The 18,415-nt window shown below is 60.0% G+C and carries 22 protein-coding genes; 9 read left to right on the top strand and 13 right to left on the bottom strand.

Going from position 1 to position 18,415, the window contains the following annotated elements; translation table 11 throughout:
- Window positions 1-51: 51 nt before the first annotated feature.
- The 3 genes from AC1RT4_RS24730 to AC1RT4_RS24720 are packed head-to-tail and all read right to left on the bottom strand — an operon-like array spanning window position 52 to window position 1,090.
- On the bottom strand, window positions 52-390 hold the full coding sequence (locus AC1RT4_RS24730) for a hypothetical protein (protein ID WP_064598290.1): 339 nt from the start codon (window positions 388-390) through the stop codon (window positions 52-54).
- On the bottom strand, window positions 387-773 hold the full coding sequence (locus AC1RT4_RS24725) for a phage holin family protein (RefSeq protein WP_007955728.1): 387 nt from the start codon (window positions 771-773) through the stop codon (window positions 387-389). The genes AC1RT4_RS24730 and AC1RT4_RS24725 overlap by 4 nt, the downstream gene beginning before the upstream one ends.
- Before the next feature lie 2 nt (window positions 774-775).
- Window positions 776-1,090, bottom strand: a complete 315-nt coding sequence (locus tag AC1RT4_RS24720) for an ElaB/YgaM/YqjD family protein (RefSeq protein ID WP_007955729.1) — start codon at window positions 1,088-1,090, stop codon at window positions 776-778.
- Window positions 1,091-1,408: 318 nt separating this feature from the next.
- Between AC1RT4_RS24720 and AC1RT4_RS24715 the strand changes: the two genes are divergently transcribed.
- Window positions 1,409-2,617 (top strand): ammonium transporter, encoded by a 1,209-nt coding sequence (locus AC1RT4_RS24715; RefSeq protein ID WP_493088598.1) that lies wholly within the window; start codon window positions 1,409-1,411, stop codon window positions 2,615-2,617.
- Here the strand turns inward: AC1RT4_RS24715 and AC1RT4_RS24710 are convergent.
- Window positions 2,614-4,326, bottom strand: a complete 1,713-nt coding sequence (locus tag AC1RT4_RS24710) for a cation:proton antiporter (RefSeq protein WP_493088596.1) — start codon at window positions 4,324-4,326, stop codon at window positions 2,614-2,616. The genes AC1RT4_RS24715 and AC1RT4_RS24710 overlap by 4 nt on opposite strands.
- Window positions 4,327-4,516: 190 nt before the next feature.
- On the opposite strand from AC1RT4_RS24710, the gene AC1RT4_RS24705 reads away from it, so the two are divergent.
- The 3 genes from AC1RT4_RS24705 to AC1RT4_RS24695 all read left to right on the top strand — a co-directional run bounded on the left by AC1RT4_RS24705 (window position 4,517) and on the right by AC1RT4_RS24695 (window position 6,198).
- Entirely contained in the window at window positions 4,517-4,753 is a 237-nt protein-coding gene (locus tag AC1RT4_RS24705; RefSeq protein WP_007955734.1) for a glutaredoxin family protein, read from the top strand.
- Between the two features lie 165 nt (window positions 4,754-4,918).
- Complete coding sequence (locus tag AC1RT4_RS24700) at window positions 4,919-5,236, top strand: hypothetical protein (protein WP_007955735.1); 318 nt, start codon at window positions 4,919-4,921, stop codon at window positions 5,234-5,236.
- Window positions 5,237-5,304: 68 nt separating this feature from the next.
- A complete protein-coding gene (locus tag AC1RT4_RS24695) occupies window positions 5,305-6,198 on the top strand; it encodes a pseudouridine synthase (RefSeq protein WP_493088594.1) in 894 nt (297 codons plus the stop codon).
- A gap of 83 nt (window positions 6,199-6,281) precedes the next feature.
- Here AC1RT4_RS24695 and AC1RT4_RS24690 read toward each other — a convergent pair whose 3' ends face one another.
- Both AC1RT4_RS24690 and mobA read right to left on the bottom strand, forming a co-directional pair.
- A complete protein-coding gene (locus tag AC1RT4_RS24690; RefSeq protein WP_007955739.1) occupies window positions 6,282-6,503 on the bottom strand; it encodes a YgdI/YgdR family lipoprotein in 222 nt (73 codons plus the stop codon).
- A 78-nt stretch (window positions 6,504-6,581) separates the two neighbouring features.
- Window positions 6,582-7,184, bottom strand: coding sequence for a molybdenum cofactor guanylyltransferase MobA (gene mobA / locus AC1RT4_RS24685; RefSeq protein ID WP_493088592.1), 603 nt, complete (start codon window positions 7,182-7,184; stop codon window positions 6,582-6,584).
- Window positions 7,185-7,265: 81 nt separating this feature from the next.
- Between mobA and moaB the strand changes: the two genes are divergently transcribed.
- Both moaB and AC1RT4_RS24675 read left to right on the top strand, forming a co-directional pair.
- Window positions 7,266-7,805: a molybdenum cofactor biosynthesis protein B gene (gene moaB / locus AC1RT4_RS24680; protein WP_007955742.1), complete on the top strand. Its 540-nt coding sequence runs from the start codon at window positions 7,266-7,268 to the stop codon at window positions 7,803-7,805.
- Window positions 7,789-9,015 (top strand): molybdopterin molybdotransferase MoeA, encoded by a 1,227-nt coding sequence (locus tag AC1RT4_RS24675; protein ID WP_493088589.1) that lies wholly within the window; start codon window positions 7,789-7,791, stop codon window positions 9,013-9,015. The genes moaB and AC1RT4_RS24675 overlap by 17 nt, the downstream gene beginning before the upstream one ends.
- 57 nt (window positions 9,016-9,072) lie before the next feature.
- Here AC1RT4_RS24675 and AC1RT4_RS24670 read toward each other — a convergent pair whose 3' ends face one another.
- Window positions 9,073-9,381, bottom strand: coding sequence for a hypothetical protein (locus tag AC1RT4_RS24670; protein ID WP_011335271.1), 309 nt, complete (start codon window positions 9,379-9,381; stop codon window positions 9,073-9,075).
- Window positions 9,382-9,695: 314 nt separating this feature from the next.
- Here AC1RT4_RS24670 and yegS point away from each other — a divergent pair, with 314 nt between their 5' ends.
- Window positions 9,696-10,613, top strand: coding sequence for a lipid kinase YegS (yegS, locus tag AC1RT4_RS24665; protein WP_493088587.1), 918 nt, complete (start codon window positions 9,696-9,698; stop codon window positions 10,611-10,613).
- Here yegS and AC1RT4_RS24660 read toward each other — a convergent pair.
- The 3 genes from AC1RT4_RS24660 to AC1RT4_RS24650 all read right to left on the bottom strand — a co-directional run bounded on the left by AC1RT4_RS24660 (window position 10,597) and on the right by AC1RT4_RS24650 (window position 13,098).
- Complete coding sequence (locus tag AC1RT4_RS24660) at window positions 10,597-11,256, bottom strand: response regulator (RefSeq protein ID WP_007955750.1); 660 nt, start codon at window positions 11,254-11,256, stop codon at window positions 10,597-10,599. The genes yegS and AC1RT4_RS24660 overlap by 17 nt on opposite strands.
- Window positions 11,253-12,146: a sensor histidine kinase gene (locus AC1RT4_RS24655; RefSeq protein ID WP_493088835.1), complete on the bottom strand. Its 894-nt coding sequence runs from the start codon at window positions 12,144-12,146 to the stop codon at window positions 11,253-11,255. The genes AC1RT4_RS24660 and AC1RT4_RS24655 overlap by 4 nt, the downstream gene beginning before the upstream one ends.
- Before the next feature lie 481 nt (window positions 12,147-12,627).
- Window positions 12,628-13,098: a hypothetical protein gene (locus tag AC1RT4_RS24650; RefSeq protein WP_221535313.1), complete on the bottom strand. Its 471-nt coding sequence runs from the start codon at window positions 13,096-13,098 to the stop codon at window positions 12,628-12,630.
- 452 nt (window positions 13,099-13,550) lie between these two features.
- Between AC1RT4_RS24650 and AC1RT4_RS24645 the strand changes: the two genes are divergently transcribed.
- Window positions 13,551-14,486, top strand: a complete 936-nt coding sequence (locus AC1RT4_RS24645; protein ID WP_003226705.1) for a chemotaxis protein CheV — start codon at window positions 13,551-13,553, stop codon at window positions 14,484-14,486.
- A gap of 90 nt (window positions 14,487-14,576) precedes the next feature.
- Window positions 14,577-15,383 carry an MOSC domain-containing protein gene (locus tag AC1RT4_RS24640; protein ID WP_493088584.1) on the top strand — a complete coding sequence of 269 codons (807 nt, stop codon included), beginning with the start codon at window positions 14,577-14,579 and terminating at the stop codon, window positions 15,381-15,383.
- Window positions 15,384-15,454: 71 nt separating this feature from the next.
- Here AC1RT4_RS24640 and ppnP read toward each other — a convergent pair whose 3' ends face one another.
- The 3 genes from ppnP to AC1RT4_RS24625 form a co-directional block, all read right to left on the bottom strand.
- Window positions 15,455-15,739, bottom strand: a complete 285-nt coding sequence (gene ppnP / locus AC1RT4_RS24635; protein WP_007940055.1) for a pyrimidine/purine nucleoside phosphorylase — start codon at window positions 15,737-15,739, stop codon at window positions 15,455-15,457.
- 82 nt (window positions 15,740-15,821) lie between these two features.
- Window positions 15,822-16,364, bottom strand: a complete 543-nt coding sequence (locus AC1RT4_RS24630; RefSeq protein ID WP_493088582.1) for a 3'-5' exonuclease — start codon at window positions 16,362-16,364, stop codon at window positions 15,822-15,824.
- Window positions 16,365-16,433: 69 nt separating this feature from the next.
- Window positions 16,434-18,395, bottom strand: a complete 1,962-nt coding sequence (locus tag AC1RT4_RS24625; RefSeq protein ID WP_493088580.1) for an acetyl/propionyl/methylcrotonyl-CoA carboxylase subunit alpha — start codon at window positions 18,393-18,395, stop codon at window positions 16,434-16,436.
- Window positions 18,396-18,415 lie beyond the last annotated feature (20 nt).

Genomic DNA, 18,415 nt, shown 5'->3' with positions numbered 1-18,415 from the left:
TAAGAGATTCAATCCCGCCGGTATTGCAAGAATGCAGCCAGATGCGAGGGATCAGCGCTTGCTCGAACTCTGCATGACCAGCTTGATCAGCGGAGCGAGGCTGGTGCCCAGGCGGATCAGTCGGGTCAAGCCGCCGACGCCACCGCTCTTGGCCCCTTTGCCCGTGATGAAACCCAGCAGCGTCACGGCCGCTACGCCCCACAACGGCGCGTGCTTGATGCCGAAACCGCCCTGCAGGTTTTGCGTCATGCCGCGCATGCGTTGCAGCGGTTGCAGGACCTGGCCGGTTTCGTGGCGGATTTCCTGACGATGCATTTCCATGCGCAGACGGATCAGCGCCTTGCGCATTTCCCGGCGTGAGCTGTTGTGCGGAAGTTCAGGCAGGCTCATGGCAGCAGGCGCTCCCGGTCATTGGCCAGTTCTTCCAGCGTGCCGTGGAAGGGCGAGGATTCATCGAAGATCGCGGCCTTGAGACGCAGCGCGCAAAAGATCGCCGCCAGGGTGTAGAACACGCACAGACCAATGATTGCGGCCAGGCGATAGGTGTCCCAGAACACGATCAGCACGAGGGTCGACAGGCCGACCAGCAACAGCAGCGCAAACACCAGCGCTAGCCCTGCGAACAGCAACAGGCTGACGGTGCGCGCTTTCTGTTCCTGCAGTTCGATGCCGAACAGTTCGACGTGGCTGTGCAGCAGGCCGAGAACGGCAGCACCCAGACGACGCGTGGAGGAGGCGGTGCCCGAGTCCGGGCCGGATTCACCGATCGACATGATCAGCGCCGCGTGGCCAGCAGGCCGATCAGGAAGCCGACGCCGGCGGCGATGCCCACCGATTGCCAAGGGTTGGCCGAGACATATTCCTCGGTGGCGGTGACCGCAGCCTGACCGCGCTCGCGCAGGGTGTCCTCGGTCAGCTTCAGGGTTTCCCGTGCGCGCAGCAGGCTTTCGTGGATCTGTTCGCGCAGCTCGTCAGCCTGATCACCGGCCAGCGTGGCGGTGTGTTCCAGCAAGCGTTCAGTGTCGCTGACCAGAGTCTGGAAGTCGTTCATCAGGATTTCTTGAGCAGTCTTTGCCTTGATGCTGGCCATGGGGGATCTCCGTAAGTGGCGTTCTGAAGCGGTGTTCTGAAGCGTTCGAGTATGAGCCAAGTGTGAAGGTTCAGTGCAAATGGCTGGTACAACTTTTGCTGTGTCGTGGTGCGTCGATCGGTGGCAGTGCGCTGTTGCCGGGCGCGAAACCGGGCAGAGCAAGGCCCGGATGATGAAGGTTCATGTCAGCCCATCGACCTTGTGCGCCAAAGCGGTTCACCGGACCACCGGATCAGTGACCGCACAGTCGCAACTTGGTGCATGAAATGTGCGCATGAACCGCTTTGGTGCCTTTTTCAGCCTTGGGTCTGCCTCCTCATGGAAAATCTGCAAAGCGCTGTGGACACGCTGGTTCACAGTTCCAACACGTTGTTCATTCTGATCGGTGCGGTCATGGTGCTGGCCATGCACGCCGGGTTCGCGTTTCTGGAGGTCGGAACGGTTCGCCAGAAAAACCAGGTCAATGCGCTGTCGAAGATTCTCAGCGACTTTGCGGTGTCGACCCTGGCCTATTTCTTTATAGGCTACTGGCTTTCGTACGGGGTGACCTTCCTGCAACCGGCGGCGGTGCTCAGTGCCGATCATGGTTATGGACTGGTGAAGTTTTTCTTCCTGCTGACCTTTGCAGCGGCGATCCCGGCGATCATCTCCGGCGGCATCGCCGAACGGGCGCGGTTTGTGCCGCAACTGTGCGCCACGGCGCTGATCGTAGCGTTCATCTACCCATTTTTCGAAGGCATGATCTGGAACGGCAATTACGGTCTGCAAGCCTGGCTGACCGCGCAGTTCGGTGCCCCTTTCCATGATTTTGCCGGTTCGGTGGTAGTGCATGCCATGGGCGGCTGGCTGGCGCTGGCGGCGGTGTTGCTGCTCGGGCCGCGCAATGGGCGCTATCGCGATGGCAAGCTGGTGGCGTTCGCGCCGTCGAGCATTCCGTTTCTCGCCTTGGGTTCGTGGATCCTGATCGTCGGCTGGTTTGGCTTCAACGTGATGAGCGCGCAAACCCTGCAAGGGGTCAGCGGACTGGTCGCAGTTAACTCGCTGATGGCAATGGTTGGCGGCACGGTGGCGGCGTTGATCGTCGGGCGCAACGACCCGGGCTTTCTGCATAACGGTCCGCTGGCCGGGCTGGTGGCGGTGTGTGCCGGTTCTGATCTGATGCACCCGGTCGGCGCGCTGGTGACCGGCGCGGTTGCCGGCGCCCTGTTTGTCTGGTGCTTCACGGCGGCGCAGGTCAAATGGCGCATCGACGATGTGCTGGGTGTCTGGCCGTTGCACGGTCTGTGTGGCGTGTGGGGCGGCATCGCGTGCGGGATCTTCGGCTCGACCGCGTTGGGCGGACTCGGCGGCGTCAGCCTGATCAGCCAGTTGATCGGCACCGCCCTCGGTGTGGCGGTGGCGCTGATCGGCGGTTTCGCCGTCTACGGTTCGATCAAGGCGCTGCATGGTCTGCGCCTGAGCCAGGAACAGGAGTACTACGGCGCCGACCTGTCGTTGCACAAGATCGGCGCGGTGAGTCAGGACTAGGTCTCCTCATCGTCGGCTCCGGGGTAAAAGCCGTGAAGCAGGCGATAACGATCGATGCGCACCTGATCGACTTTCTCCTGCACCCGGTGCGCAGGAAACCCCAGCAGGATCAGGGCATGGGAACCGAGCATCAGGCTCGACTCCAGCAGTTCCGGCACCACTTCGCTGGCGCCGGCTGCTTTCAGCTCGGCCGACTGGCTGTCGTCCCGGGTGCGCACCAGGATCGGCACTGTCGGGTTGAGGCGTCGGGCCTCCTTGAGAACCCGCAAGGCTACATCGGCTTGATCCACGGCAATCACCAGCAGCCTGGCGCGCAGCAAACCGACGGCGGTCAACAGATCGCCGCGGGTTGAATCGCCGTAGTGGACGTCGCGTTCGGCGGTGGCGGCTTCCTGAATTCGCACCGGATCGTTGTCCAGCGCGACGTAGGATTGCCCGGCATTGCGCATGAAGCGTCCGATCGACTGACCAACTCGCCCGTAGCCACAGATCACCACATGCCCGTCGAACCCGGCATTGAGGGCGCTGATTTCCTCGATCTGCGCTTCCTGATTGGGCTTGCGGTGCAGGGCGGCGGCGATGCGCGGTGCGGCGCGTAACAGCAGGGGCGTCAGCAGCATCGAGCAGAAGGTGGCGGCGAGCAGCAGGGCACCGAGCTCGGCGGGGAGCAGCCGGTTTTGCTGCATCTGTGCCATCAGGGCGAAGCAGAATTCACCGCCCTGGGCGAGGGCGAGACCGCTGCGCCAGGCCGTTTCATTGTCGCTGCCGCGCCATTTCACCAATAGCGCCACCACCAGGCCTTTGATCACCAGTAAACCCAGGGTCATGCCGATAATCAGCAGGCTGTGGCTGGCGAACAGTTGCAGGTCGATCAGCATGCCGATGCTGACGAAAAACAGTCCCAGCAGAATGTCGCGAAACGGCCGGATATCGGCCTCGATCTGATGCCGGTAATGGCTCTCACCGAGCAGCATGCCCGCGAGGAATGCGCCGAGGGCCGGAGACAGGCCCAGCAAATGAGTGAGCCAGGCTGTCAGCAACACGATCACCAGTGCAAGCAGCACGAACAGCTCCGCCGAGCGCGACGCCGCGACTTCCTGAAACAGGCGGGGCAGCAGCCAGCGGCTGGCCAGCAACAAACCGAAGAACAGCAATACGGTCTTCAACAAGGTCAGGGGCAGCGCCCAGTACCAGGCCTGATCACTGCTGCCGGCGAACACCGGCACCAGCGTCAGCAGCAACACGGCTACCACGTCCTGGAACAACAGGACGCCTACCGCGTTCTGGCCGTGGCTGCTGAAGATTTCGCCGAGGCTGCCCAGCTCCTTGGTCACGATCGCCGTGGATGACAGCGACAGGCCAGCGCCCAGCAACAAGGCCGGCGTAGCGGGCATGCCCAGCAACATCAGCACGCCTCCCAGCAGGAATGTGGTGATCAGCACTTGCTGGCTGCCCAGACGGAAAACCACCTGGCGCAGGGCAATCATTTTCGACAGGGAAAACTCCAGCCCCAGGGAAAACAGCAGAAACACCACGCCCAGTTCGGCAAGATCCGGCAGATGTTCGCTTTCATTGATCCAGTCGAATGCCTTCGGGCCGACCATCAAACCCACGCACAGGTAGCCCAGCACAGGCGGCAGGCGCAGGCGACGGAACAGGGCAATCATCACCAGGGACGACGCCAGAATGATCAGCAGATTGGCAAACACAAGACACTCCGGGACAGGTCAGGCTCTTCAAGCGTAGAGGTAAAAAACACCGGAGCATCGCGTAAATGGCGATTTTGTGGGCTGATTTACATCAGGGTTTTACGAGGGGCGGGATCGAAGCCGGAGGGTGGGTCGACGGGCTTTGCGGGCAGGCCTAGAATGATCACTCGATTTTTGGGGTTGAGCGCACATGCTTCCTGAATGCCAGTTGTTCGGCACCCTGGGGTGCCATTTGTGTGAAGTCGCGGAGGCCGAACTGATGCCGTTTGTCGAGCATGGTCTGCTGGTGGAACTGGTGGATATTGCTGACGACGAATCGTGGTTCGAGGCCTACAGCCTGCGGATCCCGGTCTTGCGCAGGGTCGATACCGGCGCGGAACTGGGGTGGCCGTTCAGCGCCGATCAGGTGGTGGCATTCCTGCGTTAGCGGTCTTTTCCCTTCTGCGTTGATGGCGCTCGTCACCTTCGCTCAATCACGGCTTGGCACTTTTCGGGTTATTCGGTTACTGTATGCGCATACAGTAATTGAGTTGGCCTGCCATGCCGTTTCCGGGCATTCGTCAGGGCAAGCCGGATGTCAGAGGGAGCAACCGTGGTCAATGTCGAACAATTGAAAAGCAGCGTGAACGGGATGTCGGTTGACGTGGTGCGCGAGGCCGTCCACGAATTGCGCCTGGACGGTCTGGTCACGGAAGGCAAGACTCCCTTCAACAAGCTGCATTTCAATACGTGCTTTGCCGAGATCGAGGCCTTGTTCCAGCGCGCCGGCTATCACAAGCAACTGGATGTGGTCGGATATCAGGGGCTTTTGTACGCCTTGTACGATCCGGGCCGTTGGGACGCCGTGGATGTGTTGCGCTGGCTCAAGGAATTCACCGAGGCGGCGGCGCTCAAATCGATCCCCGCCTGATTCTGCGCTAGGTCTGCTGCGCCCGGTGTTGGATAATGCCGCTCTGCTTTGAAGGTTAGAGTTTCCGTATGTCCAGCACGTCAACGTTTTCTGCCGCACAAAATCAGGCCAGCACGCTGTATTTGCCCCCCGGTAGCTGGCGGACAGTGTTCGACTGCCTGTGTGAGCATTTCAGTGCCATCGGGCGCGATCAATGGCTGGATCGAATTGCCCGGGGCCGGGTGCTCGATGGCCAAGGTCAGCCGATTGCGTTGGATTTGCCCTACAAGGAAGGGCTACGCATTCACTACTTTCGTGAAGTGCCGGATGAAAAGCCGATCCCGGTGGTCGAGTCGATCCTGTATGCGGACGACCATCTGGTGGTGGCGGACAAGCCGCATTTCCTTCCGGTGACCCCGGCAGGCGAATACGTCGAACAGACGCTGCTTCGCCGATTGATCCGGCGTCTGGACAATCCCCATCTGGTGCCGCTGCACCGGATTGACCGGCACACAGCCGGGCTGGTGATTTTCTCTGCCAATCCACAGACGCGGTCGGCGTATCAGTCATTGTTCCCGACACGGCAGATCGAAAAGCGCTATGAAGCCATTGCTGCTGCGCTGCCCGGGCTGGACTTCCCGTTGGTGCATAAAAGCCGCATGGTCGACGGCGAGCCGTTTTTCCGCATGCAGGAAGGGCCGGGTGCAAGTAACACCGAAACGGCGGTGGAGGTTCGAGCAAAGAACGGCGAACTCTGGCGCTACGGCCTGTATCCGGTGACCGGCAAAAAGCATCAGCTACGGGTGCACATGACGGCGCTGGGGGCGAGCATCTGCAATGATCCGTTTTATCCCGAAGTGCTCAAAGACGTTGAAGATGACTACGCCAATCCGCTCAAACTCCTGGCGCAGGGGTTGCGATTCATCGATCCGGTAACGGGGCAGGCGAGAGAGTTTGAAAGCCGGATCACGCTGGACTGGTGATCCCGGGTATCGACCCTTTTCTGCCAGACACGAAAAAGCCCGCATGTTGCGGGCTTTTCTGTATCCGCTGTCGAACTGAAGACTTACAGCTCTTTGACAGTGCGGATCTGATCCTTGTTGATGCGGGTGTGCTTGCCGTCCAGTTGTTCGAACTCGTAGAAGCCCGAATCTTCATCATACTTAGGGGCGTCGACAGCCTGGATTTCGCGACCGTCATTCAAGGTGATCACTGTTGGCGAAGCGCAACCGGCGAGGGTGGCGAGGCCCAGTGCGAGCATGAAAGTGGCGAGGGTCCGTTGAGTCATGAGTGTGTCTCCGAAGGGAAATTCTTTTGGTTACTGAGCTTGAGACGTATACAAGGCGTGCAAGTTCCTTGAATGCTGTCAGTCTGACACAGTGTTGTGCGAACTCAACAGTTCAGGGGTGTTGAGATTGGCCAGGCGTGGATCGTTGTCAGGGCAAACCAGGGCCTGGGCATCAAGATTGCGCATCACCCGGCCGGGGCTACGTTCTCCAGCGTTCCAGGCGTTTTCGAATGCCGGCAGGAGTGCCACCGGAATCACGCAAAGCAGCGGTTCCCAGTGATCGTCATGTCTCAACATTAAAGGTTTTTCAGAATTCAGACTGGCCGCCTCACGCATGCTGTGCAGCAATGCAAGATCGATTCGCGGAACATCGCAGGGCAATACCAGCAGATGGGTGTGGCGCGCAGCTTTCAAGCCGGCACGAATACCGGCCAATGGTCCGGGAAAGTCCTCCTCGTCATCGCTCACCAACTGGTCGGCAAATGGCGCATAGCGATCACGATTGCGGTTGCAGGAGATGATCAGATCATCTGTCAACGGGCGAACCTTGCGATGCAGATGTGCGATCAGCGGTTCACCGTGCCATTCCACAAGTCCCTTGTCCTGACCGCCCATTCGCTGGCCGCGCCCACCGGCCAGCAACAGGATGGAGCAGGTTGGTAGTGGCGTGTTCGAAGTCATGGCAGCTCTCTGCAGGGGCGGCGAAAAAAGGGGGCGCTGTGATATAACACCGGGCTGTTTCTCCTACAACTGGACGAGCCTATGAAAGCCAAGGCTGATGTACCTTTCGTGCCGCTCAATATCGCGGTGCTGACGGTCAGCGACACCCGAACACTGGAAACCGATACCTCTGGCCAGGTCTTCGTCGACCGGCTGACGGCCGCGGGCCACCATCTGGCGCAGCGAGTGCTGCTCAAAGATGACTTGTACAAGATTCGTGCGCAAGTCGCCCACTGGATAGCCGAAGACGTCGTGCAAGTGGTGCTGATTACTGGCGGTACCGGTTTTACCGGCCGCGACAGCACCCCGGAAGCGGTCGCCTGCCTGCTGGACAAGCAGGTCGATGGTTTTGGTGAGCTGTTCCGCCAGATCTCGGTGGCCGACATCGGCACCTCCACCGTGCAATCCCGGGCTTTGGCGGGACTGGCCAATGGCACGCTGGTCTGCTGCCTGCCAGGCTCGACCAATGCAGTGCGCACCGGTTGGGATGGCATCCTCGCCGAGCAACTGGACTCACGCCATCGCCCGTGCAATTTCGTCACTCATTTGAAACAGGCGGCGCCTTGTGAATCCCGTGGGTAAGCCGGGCAAGACCGGTAGCCTGATGCCGGTTGAAGAGGCATTGGCGCGATTGCTGGAAATGGCCGAGAGCTCGCGGATTGCCGAGAGTGAGTTTTTGCCACTGGCGCAGGTTCAGGGGCGGGTGCTGGCGCAGGATCTGATTTCGACGCTGGATCTGCCGCCGTGGCCGAACAGCGCCATGGACGGTTATGCCTTGAATCTGGCTGACTGGACCGGCGAACCGTTGCCGGTCAGTCAGAAAATCTTCGCCGGGCAGGCACCGGAACCCTTGAAACCAGGCACCTGCGCACGGATCTTTACCGGTGCGCCGGTACCTGCCGGTGCTGATTGTGTCGAGATGCAGGAAAACGCCGAGATTCATGCCGATGAGCGCGTGAGCTTCATCGAGGCGATGGTGGCCGGGCAGAACATTCGCCCGCAAGGCCAGGAAACGACAGTCGGTGAGTTGGTCCTGGCCGCCGGAACCCGGCTCGGTCCGATCGAGCAGGGACTGGCCGCATCGCTGGGTTGTGCAGGGCTTGAGGTGATTCGCCGGGTTCGTGTGGCGGTGCTGTCCACGGGGGATGAACTGGTCGAGCCGGGAACAGCATTGGGACCGGGACAGATCTACAACAGCAACCGGGTGTTGTTGTGCAGCTGGTTACAGCGCCTCGGATGTGAAGTGGTGGATGCCGGTATTTTGCCTGATGACCTGCCCACCACCCGTGCGCGACTTGGGGAGCTTCAGGATGTAGACCTGATTCTTTCAACCGGTGGCGTATCGGTCGGGGAAGCGGATTTCCTCGGAATAGCTTTGAGGGAAGAAGGCGAGCTGACACTCTGGAAGCTGGCCATCAAACCCGGCAAGCCGCTGACGGTCGGGCATTTTCGCGGTGTCCCGGTGATTGGGTTACCGGGTAATCCTGCCTCGACACTGGTGACCTTTGCCTTGTTGACCCGACCTTATCTGTTGCGTCGCCAGGGCGTGCAGGATGTCGAGCCGCTGAAGTTTTCGGTGCCCGCAGGGTTTGTCTGGCCTCAGGCTGGTAACCGCCGTGAATTTCTGCGCGGACGTCTGGAGCAGGGGCAAGCGATTATCTACCGTAACCAGAGTTCGGGCGTTCTGCGCAGCGCTGCCTGGGCCGAGGGGCTGGTGGAAGTGCAGGAGGGGCGAGTCCTGGCCAAGGGTGATCAGGTGCCATTCATTCCGCTCAGCGAGCTGCTCGGTTGATTACAGGCATTTGAAAGGCAGGCATAGTCGCAAAACGATGCCTGCCTTTTCAGCGGTTCAACGGCTGAGCAGTGTGACGAGCTGATCGAACCGGCTGTTGGCAATCCAGCCCAACAGTCCCAGCACCATCGCTGTCGCCCCGGCCGAGTAGGCAAGGCGATGTTTGATGGCTTTGACGTCCCCTCTGACTTCGTCCATATCGCGTCGAATGTACTTGAGGTGAGTTTCCAGCTCGGTGACACGCGGTTCCATATCGTTTTCTCCAGTATTTCTGGCGCTGCATTTGAATTCGTCTTTAAGACTGGCGCGACTTTCGGAGAGAGAGGCAACCGGACTCACGGATAGTCTTGCTTCATGGCTTTGCATGGAAACGCCCACCTGCAGTCATGGGCGGCAGTTGGCAAATGCCGGAATGCAAAATATCGAAAGTCCTGAAACTGTATCCACTCATTACATGCACATCCTTGTGTAATTGAATTGAAGATCGCTAACGCCGACACACGTTGTACCAATGACCGGGCTGGGTCAATTGAGCCGATTCCTTACGTTCTGTACGAAAAAGTACCGGTATGTAGGATGAGGAGGGCAAGCTTCAGGAATTAATCCGAAGGCGTGCGACTTTTTTACCCGGGTTGAGGGTCAAGATGTCCCGTACTGATTCAATTCCGGGAGTGACCGCAATGAGTGAACGCAAGGCATTGTTGATTCTGCATGGCAAGCAGGCACTCAACGAGACGGTTCGTGCCGCTGTCGAGAACAAACGAAAGCAGGGCTGGGAACTGGCTGTGCGCCTGACCTGGGAAGCCGGCGATGCCCAGCGACTGGTGGAGGAGGCGCTGACGTCCGGATACCGTCATATCGTCGCCGGTGGTGGAGATGGCACCTTGCGCGACATCGCCGAAGCACTGGCGGCGCAGCCGGGCAAGGCCAGTCTGGTGCTGTTGCCGCTGGGAACCGCCAACGATTTTTCCCGCGCGGCGGCTATTCCGCTGGAGCCGGCCGAGGCGCTTGAGTTGCTTGAAGCGCCCGCCCATGACATTGATCTGGGTGAAGTCGGCGGGCAGATTTTCCTGAACATGGCCACCGGCGGATTCGGCAGCCAGGTAACAGCCAACACGTCGGAAGATCTGAAAAAAGTGCTGGGCGGTGCGGCCTATCTGTTCACCGGTTTATCGCGGTTCAGCGAGCTGCATGCCGCCTATGGCGAATTGCAGGGGCCCGATTTTCACTGGCGTGGTGAGCTGCTTGCGCTGGGGATCGGCAATGGCCGTCAGGCCGGTGGCGGACATGTATTGTGCCCGGAAGCGCTGGTGGACGATGGTCTTCTGGATATCAGCATCCTGCCGGCGCCACAGGAGCTGGTCGGTACGCTGAAAAATCTGCTCAGTGACGGGTTCGGCATCGACAACATGTTCGTGCGCACGCGTTTGCCGTGGGTTGAAATCAAGGTCGCCGAAGGGCTTTGCATCAATCTCGACGGTGAGCCACTGGAAGGCGACAGTCTGCGGTTTGCGGCGCGTCCGGGGGCGTTGCGCGTGCATTTGCCCAAGGACTCGCCGCTATTGGGTGCAACACCCCGGATCAGTCATCCAGACTGATGATCTGTTCGCGCACGGCAAACAGCACCAGGCCCGCCACATCGTAGATCTGCAGGCGTTTCATGATCTGCGAACGGTGGGTTTCGACCGTCTTGATGCTCAAGCCCAGGCCATTGGCGATTTCCCGTGTGGACTTGCCGCGCACGATCAAGCGCAGGATTTCCAGCTGGCGCGCCGTCAGGTTGTGCGACTCGGCGACTTCCGGCTGCTGCTTCAGGTTACGGGTCAGCGCCTGATTGATTACGGTATGGGCGATGGCTGGGCTCAGGTAGCGCTCGTTGTTGCGCAGCGCTTCGAGTGCATGTTCGAGCTCGGTGGCCGTGGTGTCCTTGAGCAAGTAACCGTGAGCGCCGGACTCAAGTGCCTGCATGATCAGTGCGGGGTCGGTGTGCATCGACAGAATCAGCACTTTGGCGTGCGGTCGCACGCGTCTGAGCCGCTGCAGGGCCTCCAGACCGCCGGTTTCTTTCATGGAAATGTCCAGCAATACGATATCGGGAGACAGCAGCTCGACCATCTCGAGCAGCTGCGAGCCGTCATTGGCCTCGCCGATGACCGCATAACCGGGAATATCCAGCACCAGGGCGCGCACGCCGGCCCTGATCAGCGAGTGGTCATCCACCAGAAGTAAGTTACAAGTCAACGCATAACCTTATTCGTACTGGCCCGCTCGAGTGCACGGGGCGCCCAGGGGAATAGTGCTTCGATTTGAGTACCTTTGCCCGGCTCGCTGGTCACGCTCAGTGTGCCGCCCAGTTGCTCGATGCGTTCGGCCATCCCGGCCATGCCCCGCTGTCCTTCGCGACCCGGATTCGCTGCCGGGGAAAAGCCCTGGCCATCATCGCTGATCAGCAGGGTCAGGCCCTGCGGCAGGCGTTGCACGCGAATCAACAGGTTTTTGGCCTGCGCATGGCGAAGAATGTTGGTTACCGCTTCCTGAGTGATACGAAAGGCAGCGACGGCCATTTCTTCGGGGATTCCATTCAGACGCTGCTGGCAATCCAGGCTCCAGTGCACCGAAGTATTGGTCAACACCTTCAGCAAATGTGCACGCAGGCTCGCTTCCAGCCCGAGGCTGGTCAATTGCCGCGGGTTGAGAATGGCCGAAACGTCGCGAACCTTGTTGAGGGTTTCTTCGAGAGTCTCGCAAAGTGCCGAACAGTGTTCCTGCATGTCCGCGGGCAAACGACGCTTGAGCCATTCGCTTTGCAGCTTGGCGGCGGTCAGCAGTTGGCCGATATCGTCATGCAGTTCACGGCTCAGGCGATGGCGCTCGTTTTCCTGGACTTCCAGCAAACGATCGGCCAGTTCCTGAGGCTGGAACTTGATGGATTTGCGCGACAGACGATGTTGTGTCCAGACGCAAACGGCAGCCGCCACGTTGATCAGCAGCAGACCGAACGACAATGGCGCAGAGACGCCATAGCTCAACAGACTGCCCAAGGCCGAAACCGTACACAGCAGGAGTGTGAACCTGCGGGCATTTTCTCGGGAGGGAGGCCATGTGGTGATTGACTTGAGGCTGGCGTACATAGCGGATGGAGCCAATGGATGTTCGCTGCGGGCAGACCGGTCAGAAGGGCTGGCGGTCTCTGTCTGGAAAACTGTCATTCAGGTTGTTGATTTCAAAACGGTTCAGTGATCGATAATTGAGCGCCAACTTCGCTGGAGATCGCTCATAGAAGTCACAATGCCATTAACTGAAACAACTAACGGGCGGCATAATACCACTTAACATACCGTTGGTCGCGTTTGCCCTATATGTCCAAAGAGTCAGGAAACAGTCCGTGTTGGACGAGAGTTCCATAATGGAAAAGTTGAAGTACCTGACTCGATAATTATAAGCAACCGCAAGTTTTCTTTTACACAGGAAAACCCTGACATCCGCAGAGGATTGTCTGCATTCATCGCTCGTAATTATTTATTGGAAGGTGTCGCAGGCAGGCATGAACTATTCAATTGCGACATTCGAAGGCGAGAACTGACGGGCCCGAACAGCCCACTGTGTGCCCGGTTACGCTTGGCGCTCCGACCAGGAGACGAGGGACATCGGCTTGCCATTGAGCGGCATTTGAAAGTGAGTCTGCCCGACCTGGCAGGCAAAGGCTTCGATCAGCGACACCTGCTCGCTTTCATCGAGGCCCAATTGGCCGGTGCTTGGGTCAACCAGCTCCAGTTGCCAGGCCATCAGGGTGAAGCAGTCTTTCAATGCTTCCAGGGCCTGCGCATGCAAATCCACGTGATCCTGAACCTGGGTGAGCAGGCCATGCAGGTGCAAGGAGAATTCGGACACCGCCCCCAGCGCCAGGGCATCGGCCTTGTTCGCCAGCTTGAGGAGGGTGCTGAGCATGCAGTCGATGGCGTCCTTGTCATTGCTGATCAGCTGCAAGTGACTGAGGCATTCTTCAGACTTGGCCAGGAGCGTTTCAGCCTCGACAAGAAATTCGGGGAACCGCTGCGCCCAGTCACTACGGTCGTTCGGCATGCTTATCTCCACCACGTCATGTCTGATGAGGGAATGCCGTGTGTGTCGACGATCATGAACCGTCGCGAGACCGCGCCCCGGTGTGCATTGGCACAGACCTGGGGTTTCAAGAGGATGTGTTTCCACTGAACTGCGATCGCACACAATAGCCTGACTCCGTTCATGCAATGAGAATGGCGTCACATTAATGGCTATTGGATATCGCGAATATCAGGTTGGGCCTGATTGCTGCTAGGGGATTCCCTTAGGCACGGGAACCTGTGGCGCAAATCGGGGTCGCGCCGAAGAGAATGTAGCAGATGATTTCACCGGGCCAGTAAAGCATGATGTTAATGTGACATCAATGCCTGCTCGTGGCATTTTGTGGGTGATTTGTGACGGGATCAAGATCCGTCACATTCAGCCGATAACCCCCAATAGTGAATTCATCAGAACAAGCCCAGGAGTCATTGATGGCCGGCATTCTCGACACGGTAGACCAACGCACGCAACTGGTGGGTGAGAATCGCCTGGAAATTCTCATGTTTCGACTGGCCGGGCGCCAATTGTTCGCGATCAACGTGTTCAAGGTTCAGGAAGTCCTGCAGCTGCCGAAACTGACCCTGATGCCCCAGCGTCACCCGTTTGTCTGCGGTGTGGTCAACCTGCGTGGCCAGACGCTGCCGGTGATCGACCTGTCCCAGGCGATCGGCATGCGGCCGTTGGTGCCGGGCCCGAACAGCACGATCATCGTCACCGAATACAACCGTTCGGTGCAGGCGTTCCTCGTCGGTGGCGTGGACCGCATCGTCAACATGAACTGGGAAGCCATCCTGCCGCCGCCGACCAGCGCCGGTCGCCAGCATTACCTGACGGCCATCAGCAAGGTCGACGACCAACTGGTGGAAATCATCGACGTTGAGAAAGTCCTCGCCGAAATCGTGCCTTACAACGCCAAGGTCTCCCGCGACAAACTGGACGATCCGGTGCTGGAACGCGCCCGTGGCCGCGAAGTGTTGCTGGTGGACGACTCCAACGTGGCGCTCTCGCAATTGCGCGACACCCTCGGCCAGTTGGGCGTGAAGATGCACATCGCCAGCGACGGCCTGAAAGCCCTGAACATGCTCAAGGCTTGGGCCGATACCGGGGTGAACATGACCGACAAACTGTTGATGGTGTTCACCGACGCGGAAATGCCGGAAATGGACGGCTATCGCCTGACCACCGAAATCCGCAACGACCCGCGCCTGCGCGGCCTGTACGTGGTGTTGCACACCTCGCTGTCCGGCAGTTTCAACGACTCGATGGTGAAGAAGGTCGGGTGTGACAACTTCCTCTCCAAGTTCCAGCCGGACAAACTGGTCGATGTGGTGCGCCAGCGTCTGATGCTCGACGAAGTGCCGGCCTGATCAACGTGTCGAGGCTGACCCTGCGTCAGCCTTTGATTCGCTGACAAAGCTCGTATAGGGTGGCGTTTTTGACCCACCAGGGAGCTGGCCATGCTGCGTCTGAGCGCGCTTTATCGTTACCCGTTGAAATCCGCCAAGGGCGAGGTCCTGCAAGGGATCGGCCTGGACAAACTGGGGCTTGAGGGTGACCGACGCTGGATGCTGGTGGACGAGGCCAGCGGGCGATTCCTGACCCAGCGTGCCGAAGCGAAGATGAGCCAGCTGTCGGCGCTGTGGAATGCCAGCGGCGGTCTGACGCTCAGCGCGCCGGGGCATTCGGCAATCGATGTCGCCTTGCCCGGCAGTGACGACGATCTGCGTGGTGTGACCATCTGGCGTGACACCCTGCGCGTGCCGGATGCCGGCGAAGAAGCGGCCCGCTGGGTCAGCGATTTCATTGGCAAGCCGACCCGACTGGTGCAAGTGCCGCTGGATCGTGCCCGGAAGACCCAGGCCGGGTACGGCAACGATGACGATCAAGTGGCATTCGCCGACGGCTTCCCTCTGCTGCTGATTGGTGAGGCATCACTGCAACACCTGTCGCAGGCAGTCGGGCGTCCGCTGGAAATGCTGCGGTTCCGGCCGAATCTGGTGATCGAAGGCAGTGATGCTTACGCCGAGGATGGCTGGAAGCGGATTCGTATCGGCGATGTCGAGTTCCGCGTGGTCAAGTCCTGCTCGCGGTGCATTCTCACCACGATCGATCCGCAGACCGGTGAACGCAGCGCTGACCGTGAACCACTGGCGACCCTGCAGAAGACCCGTGCCCAGGCCGACGACGCGATGTTTGGCCAGAACCTGGTCAACGACGGCAACGGCCGGCTTGAAGTCGGCATGCCGGTGGAAATCCTCGAATAACCCGCCCTGAAACGAAAGATGCCCGTGTCCTTGGACACGGGCATTTTTCATGACCGCAGGAAACCGGGGTTTCAGCCGCGGTATTCGCACAGGTAAGCGGTGTCGACGGCCACTTTCAGCTGGAACTTGCTGTTGGCTGGCACGTTGAACTGGCTGCCGGCGGCGAAGGTTTCCCAGTCGCTGCTGTCCGGCAGTTTGACGGTCAGTGCGCCCGAAACCACGTGCATGATTTCACGCTGGCTGGTGCCGAATTCGTATTCGCCCGGGGCCATGACGCCGATGGTCGCAGGGCCTTCAGCAGTGCCAAAAGCGATCGACTTGACGGTGCCGTCGAAGTACTCGTTGACTTTAAACATGGGCGATTCCTCTCGAAAAGGGCTTAAAAAGGGTCAAAAAGGTCGGCCAGTATGCACAAGGCTCATGGCGCCGTCACCTGCGCTAGAGCGGCAGCACCAACGGCAATAATCGAGCGGTATTGCGCGCATCCTCCAGCGCTCGATGCTGCTGGCCGGTGAACTGCATGCCCGCCAGTTGCAACGCGCCGTTGAGGCCCAGCGGACGTTCGAGACGTCGGGCCTTGGCAAAGCGCTGTTTGAGGTTCATGTGCGGCACCCGGCTCAGCGCGCTGTCGAGTTGCAGGCGCTGCCACTCCTGAATCAACTGCTTGCGGTCGTAATCGCCCCAGCTGGCCCAGCCTTCAAGGCGTGTCTGGTGCTGACCGAGCCAGCGCTCGAACGCAGGCCACACTTCACTCAACGGCTGCGCGGCGTCGATGTTGGCCTGGGTGATGTGCGTGAGTTCGCGGCAAAACGGCGTCAACAAGGGGCGCCGCGTCGGTTTGACGAAGCGCTGGAAGTGATCCTGCTCGCGACCGGCGCGATCCACCAGAGTGGCGCCGATCTCGATGATCTCCATTTCCGTAACTGGCCAGCCACCCTCATCGGTGGTGGCTTCCAGATCTATGACCAGCCAATGGGGCATCGCAGGGTTCCTGATTTCCGCGTCCTGATTATTCAGAGCGTAGTCAAACCTTGCGGATGCGCGCGGCGACTACTCGACCTGCAACAGAACCTGACGATTTTTTACCTGATCGCCGACCTTGACCTGCACCCGCTTGAGCACGCCGTCGATGCCGGCCTTGAGCGGGTGCTCCATTTTCATCGCCTCCAGCACCACCAGCAGCTGGCCCTTGCTGACCGGGCTGCCTTCGCTGACGAGCACATCGATGATGGCGCCATCCATCGGGGCTTTCAACGTGCCGGAACTGACGCTGGTCTGACTGTCGATCACCGCGTGAGTTCGATCCACCAGGTGCAGGCTGCCGGGGTGGGTGAACAGCCAGAGCTGGTCGTCGCGCAGGCGATAGGCATGGCGTTGGCGCAGGCCATCGATCTCCAATGTCACGGCTCCGGCGGTGTGTTCGATGAGTTTGAGTTCGATGACGCGTTCCGCGACCTGTACTTCAAACGTGTTGTCCGGGCTGGCGCGCAGTTGCACGTTCCATTCGCGGGCGTCGAGGCCTATGCGATAGAGCAACGGCGCACCGGCATTGTTGCGCCATCCGGACAACAGGGCGCGATATTGCTGCGCGGCGGATTGGTAAAACAGCACCGCCGCGATAGCCAGCTCTTCGGCACTGGGCGAATAGGCGCGAAGGCAGTCGTGATCAGTGAAGTACTGCGGGATGAAGCCAGTGCCGAACTCCCCGCTGATGAACTGCGGATGCTGCAACAGGCTGGCGAGCAGCCGCTGATTGCTCTGCACGCCAAGCAAGACGCTGTCCTGCACCGCGCACAACAGTTTGCGCCGGGCTTCTTCGCGGGTTGCGCCGTGGGCGATCAGTTTGCCGAGCATCGGGTCGTAGAACGGTGAGACCGACTGGCCTTCGATCAGCCCGTGATCAATCCGCGAACCGCGATCCAGTGCCGGTGCCCAGGCTTCGACACGCCCGGTCTGTGGAAGAAATCCTTGGGCCGGATCTTCGGCATAGAGGCGCACTTCCATGGCGTGGCCATTGAGTATTACCTGCGCCTGGGTCAGCGGTAGCGGCTGGCCCTCGGCGACCGACAGTTGCCACGCCACCAGATCCAGCCCGGTAATCAATTCAGTCACCGGGTGCTCGACCTGCAACCGGGTGTTCATCTCCAGAAAGTAGAACCGGCCATCGGCATCAAGCAAAAACTCCACGGTGCCGGCGCCGACATAGTTCACCGCACGCCCGGCCTTGAGCGCCGCTTCGCCCATCGCCTGGCGCAGTTCTTCGGTCATCACCGGGCACGGTGCTTCTTCGATGACTTTCTGGTGGCGGCGCTGAATCGAACAATCGCGCTCGCCGAGGTAGATCAGGTTGCCGTGGTGATCGCCGAACAGCTGCACTTCGACGTGGCGCGGTTCGATCAACGCCTGTTCGAGGATCAGTTCATCGCTGCCGAAACCGTTAAAGGCTTCGGAGCGCGCCGTGCGCAATTGCGCCGGCAGTTCCTCGGCGCTGTGCACCAGCCGCATGCCGCGCCCACCACCACCGGCGCTGGCCTTGATCATCAACGGATAGCCGATGCGTTCGGCTTCACGGGTCAGAGTCGCATCGTCCTGTTCGGCACCTTGATAGCCGGCGATGCACGGCACGCCGGCGGCGAGCATGGCGATTTTCGACTGACGTTTGCTGCCCATCAGTTCGATGGCTTCGACGCTGGGGCCGATGAAGGTCAGGCCGGCCTGTTCGCAGGCGCGGGCGAATTCGGCATTTTCCGAGAGGAAGCCGTAGCCGGGATGGATCGCGTCGGCACCGCTGCGCCGGGCGGCGTCGAGGATCGCCGGCATGTTCAGGTAGGACTGCTGCACAGGCGCCGGGCCGATGTTCACCGCTTGATCGGCCATTTGCACGTGCAGGGCGTCGGCATCGGCATCGCTGAACACCGCGACTGTGCGATAGCCGAGGGCCTGGGCGGTGCGCTGGATGCGGCAGGCGATTTCACCGCGGTTGGCGATCAGGATTTTGTGGAGGGCGGGCATGATGGTTTTCCTGAATGTTG

This window comes from Pseudomonas sp. GW821-FHT11D10, assembly GCF_058808435.1.
This window is presented reverse-complemented; position numbering and strand designations above follow the sequence as displayed.

Coding starts and splice junctions, on each gene's coding strand:
- AC1RT4_RS24630 (WP_493088582.1), bottom strand. CDS start 16,364: ATGCCCCATTGGCTGGTCATAGATCTGGAAGCCACCACCGATGAGGGT.
- AC1RT4_RS24715 (WP_493088598.1), top strand. CDS start 1,409: ATGGAAAATCTGCAAAGCGCTGTGGACACGCTGGTTCACAGTTCCAAC.
- AC1RT4_RS24650 (WP_221535313.1), bottom strand. CDS start 13,098: ATGCCGAACGACCGTAGTGACTGGGCGCAGCGGTTCCCCGAATTTCTT.
- ppnP (WP_007940055.1), bottom strand. CDS start 15,739: ATGTTTAAAGTCAACGAGTACTTCGACGGCACCGTCAAGTCGATCGCT.
- AC1RT4_RS24655 (WP_493088835.1), bottom strand. CDS start 12,146: ATGTACGCCAGCCTCAAGTCAATCACCACATGGCCTCCCTCCCGAGAA.
- moaB (WP_007955742.1), top strand. CDS start 7,266: ATGAAAGCCAAGGCTGATGTACCTTTCGTGCCGCTCAATATCGCGGTG.
- AC1RT4_RS24670 (WP_011335271.1), bottom strand. CDS start 9,381: ATGCAAAGCCATGAAGCAAGACTATCCGTGAGTCCGGTTGCCTCTCTC.
- AC1RT4_RS24705 (WP_007955734.1), top strand. CDS start 4,517: ATGCTTCCTGAATGCCAGTTGTTCGGCACCCTGGGGTGCCATTTGTGT.
- AC1RT4_RS24725 (WP_007955728.1), bottom strand. CDS start 773: ATGTCGATCGGTGAATCCGGCCCGGACTCGGGCACCGCCTCCTCCACG.
- yegS (WP_493088587.1), top strand. CDS start 9,696: ATGAGTGAACGCAAGGCATTGTTGATTCTGCATGGCAAGCAGGCACTC.
- mobA (WP_493088592.1), bottom strand. CDS start 7,184: ATGACTTCGAACACGCCACTACCAACCTGCTCCATCCTGTTGCTGGCC.
- AC1RT4_RS24625 (WP_493088580.1), bottom strand. CDS start 18,395: ATGCCCGCCCTCCACAAAATCCTGATCGCCAACCGCGGTGAAATCGCC.
- AC1RT4_RS24695 (WP_493088594.1), top strand. CDS start 5,305: ATGTCCAGCACGTCAACGTTTTCTGCCGCACAAAATCAGGCCAGCACG.
- AC1RT4_RS24730 (WP_064598290.1), bottom strand. CDS start 390: ATGAGCCTGCCTGAACTTCCGCACAACAGCTCACGCCGGGAAATGCGC.
- AC1RT4_RS24640 (WP_493088584.1), top strand. CDS start 14,577: ATGCTGCGTCTGAGCGCGCTTTATCGTTACCCGTTGAAATCCGCCAAG.
- AC1RT4_RS24645 (WP_003226705.1), top strand. CDS start 13,551: ATGGCCGGCATTCTCGACACGGTAGACCAACGCACGCAACTGGTGGGT.
- AC1RT4_RS24720 (WP_007955729.1), bottom strand. CDS start 1,090: ATGGCCAGCATCAAGGCAAAGACTGCTCAAGAAATCCTGATGAACGAC.
- AC1RT4_RS24690 (WP_007955739.1), bottom strand. CDS start 6,503: ATGACTCAACGGACCCTCGCCACTTTCATGCTCGCACTGGGCCTCGCC.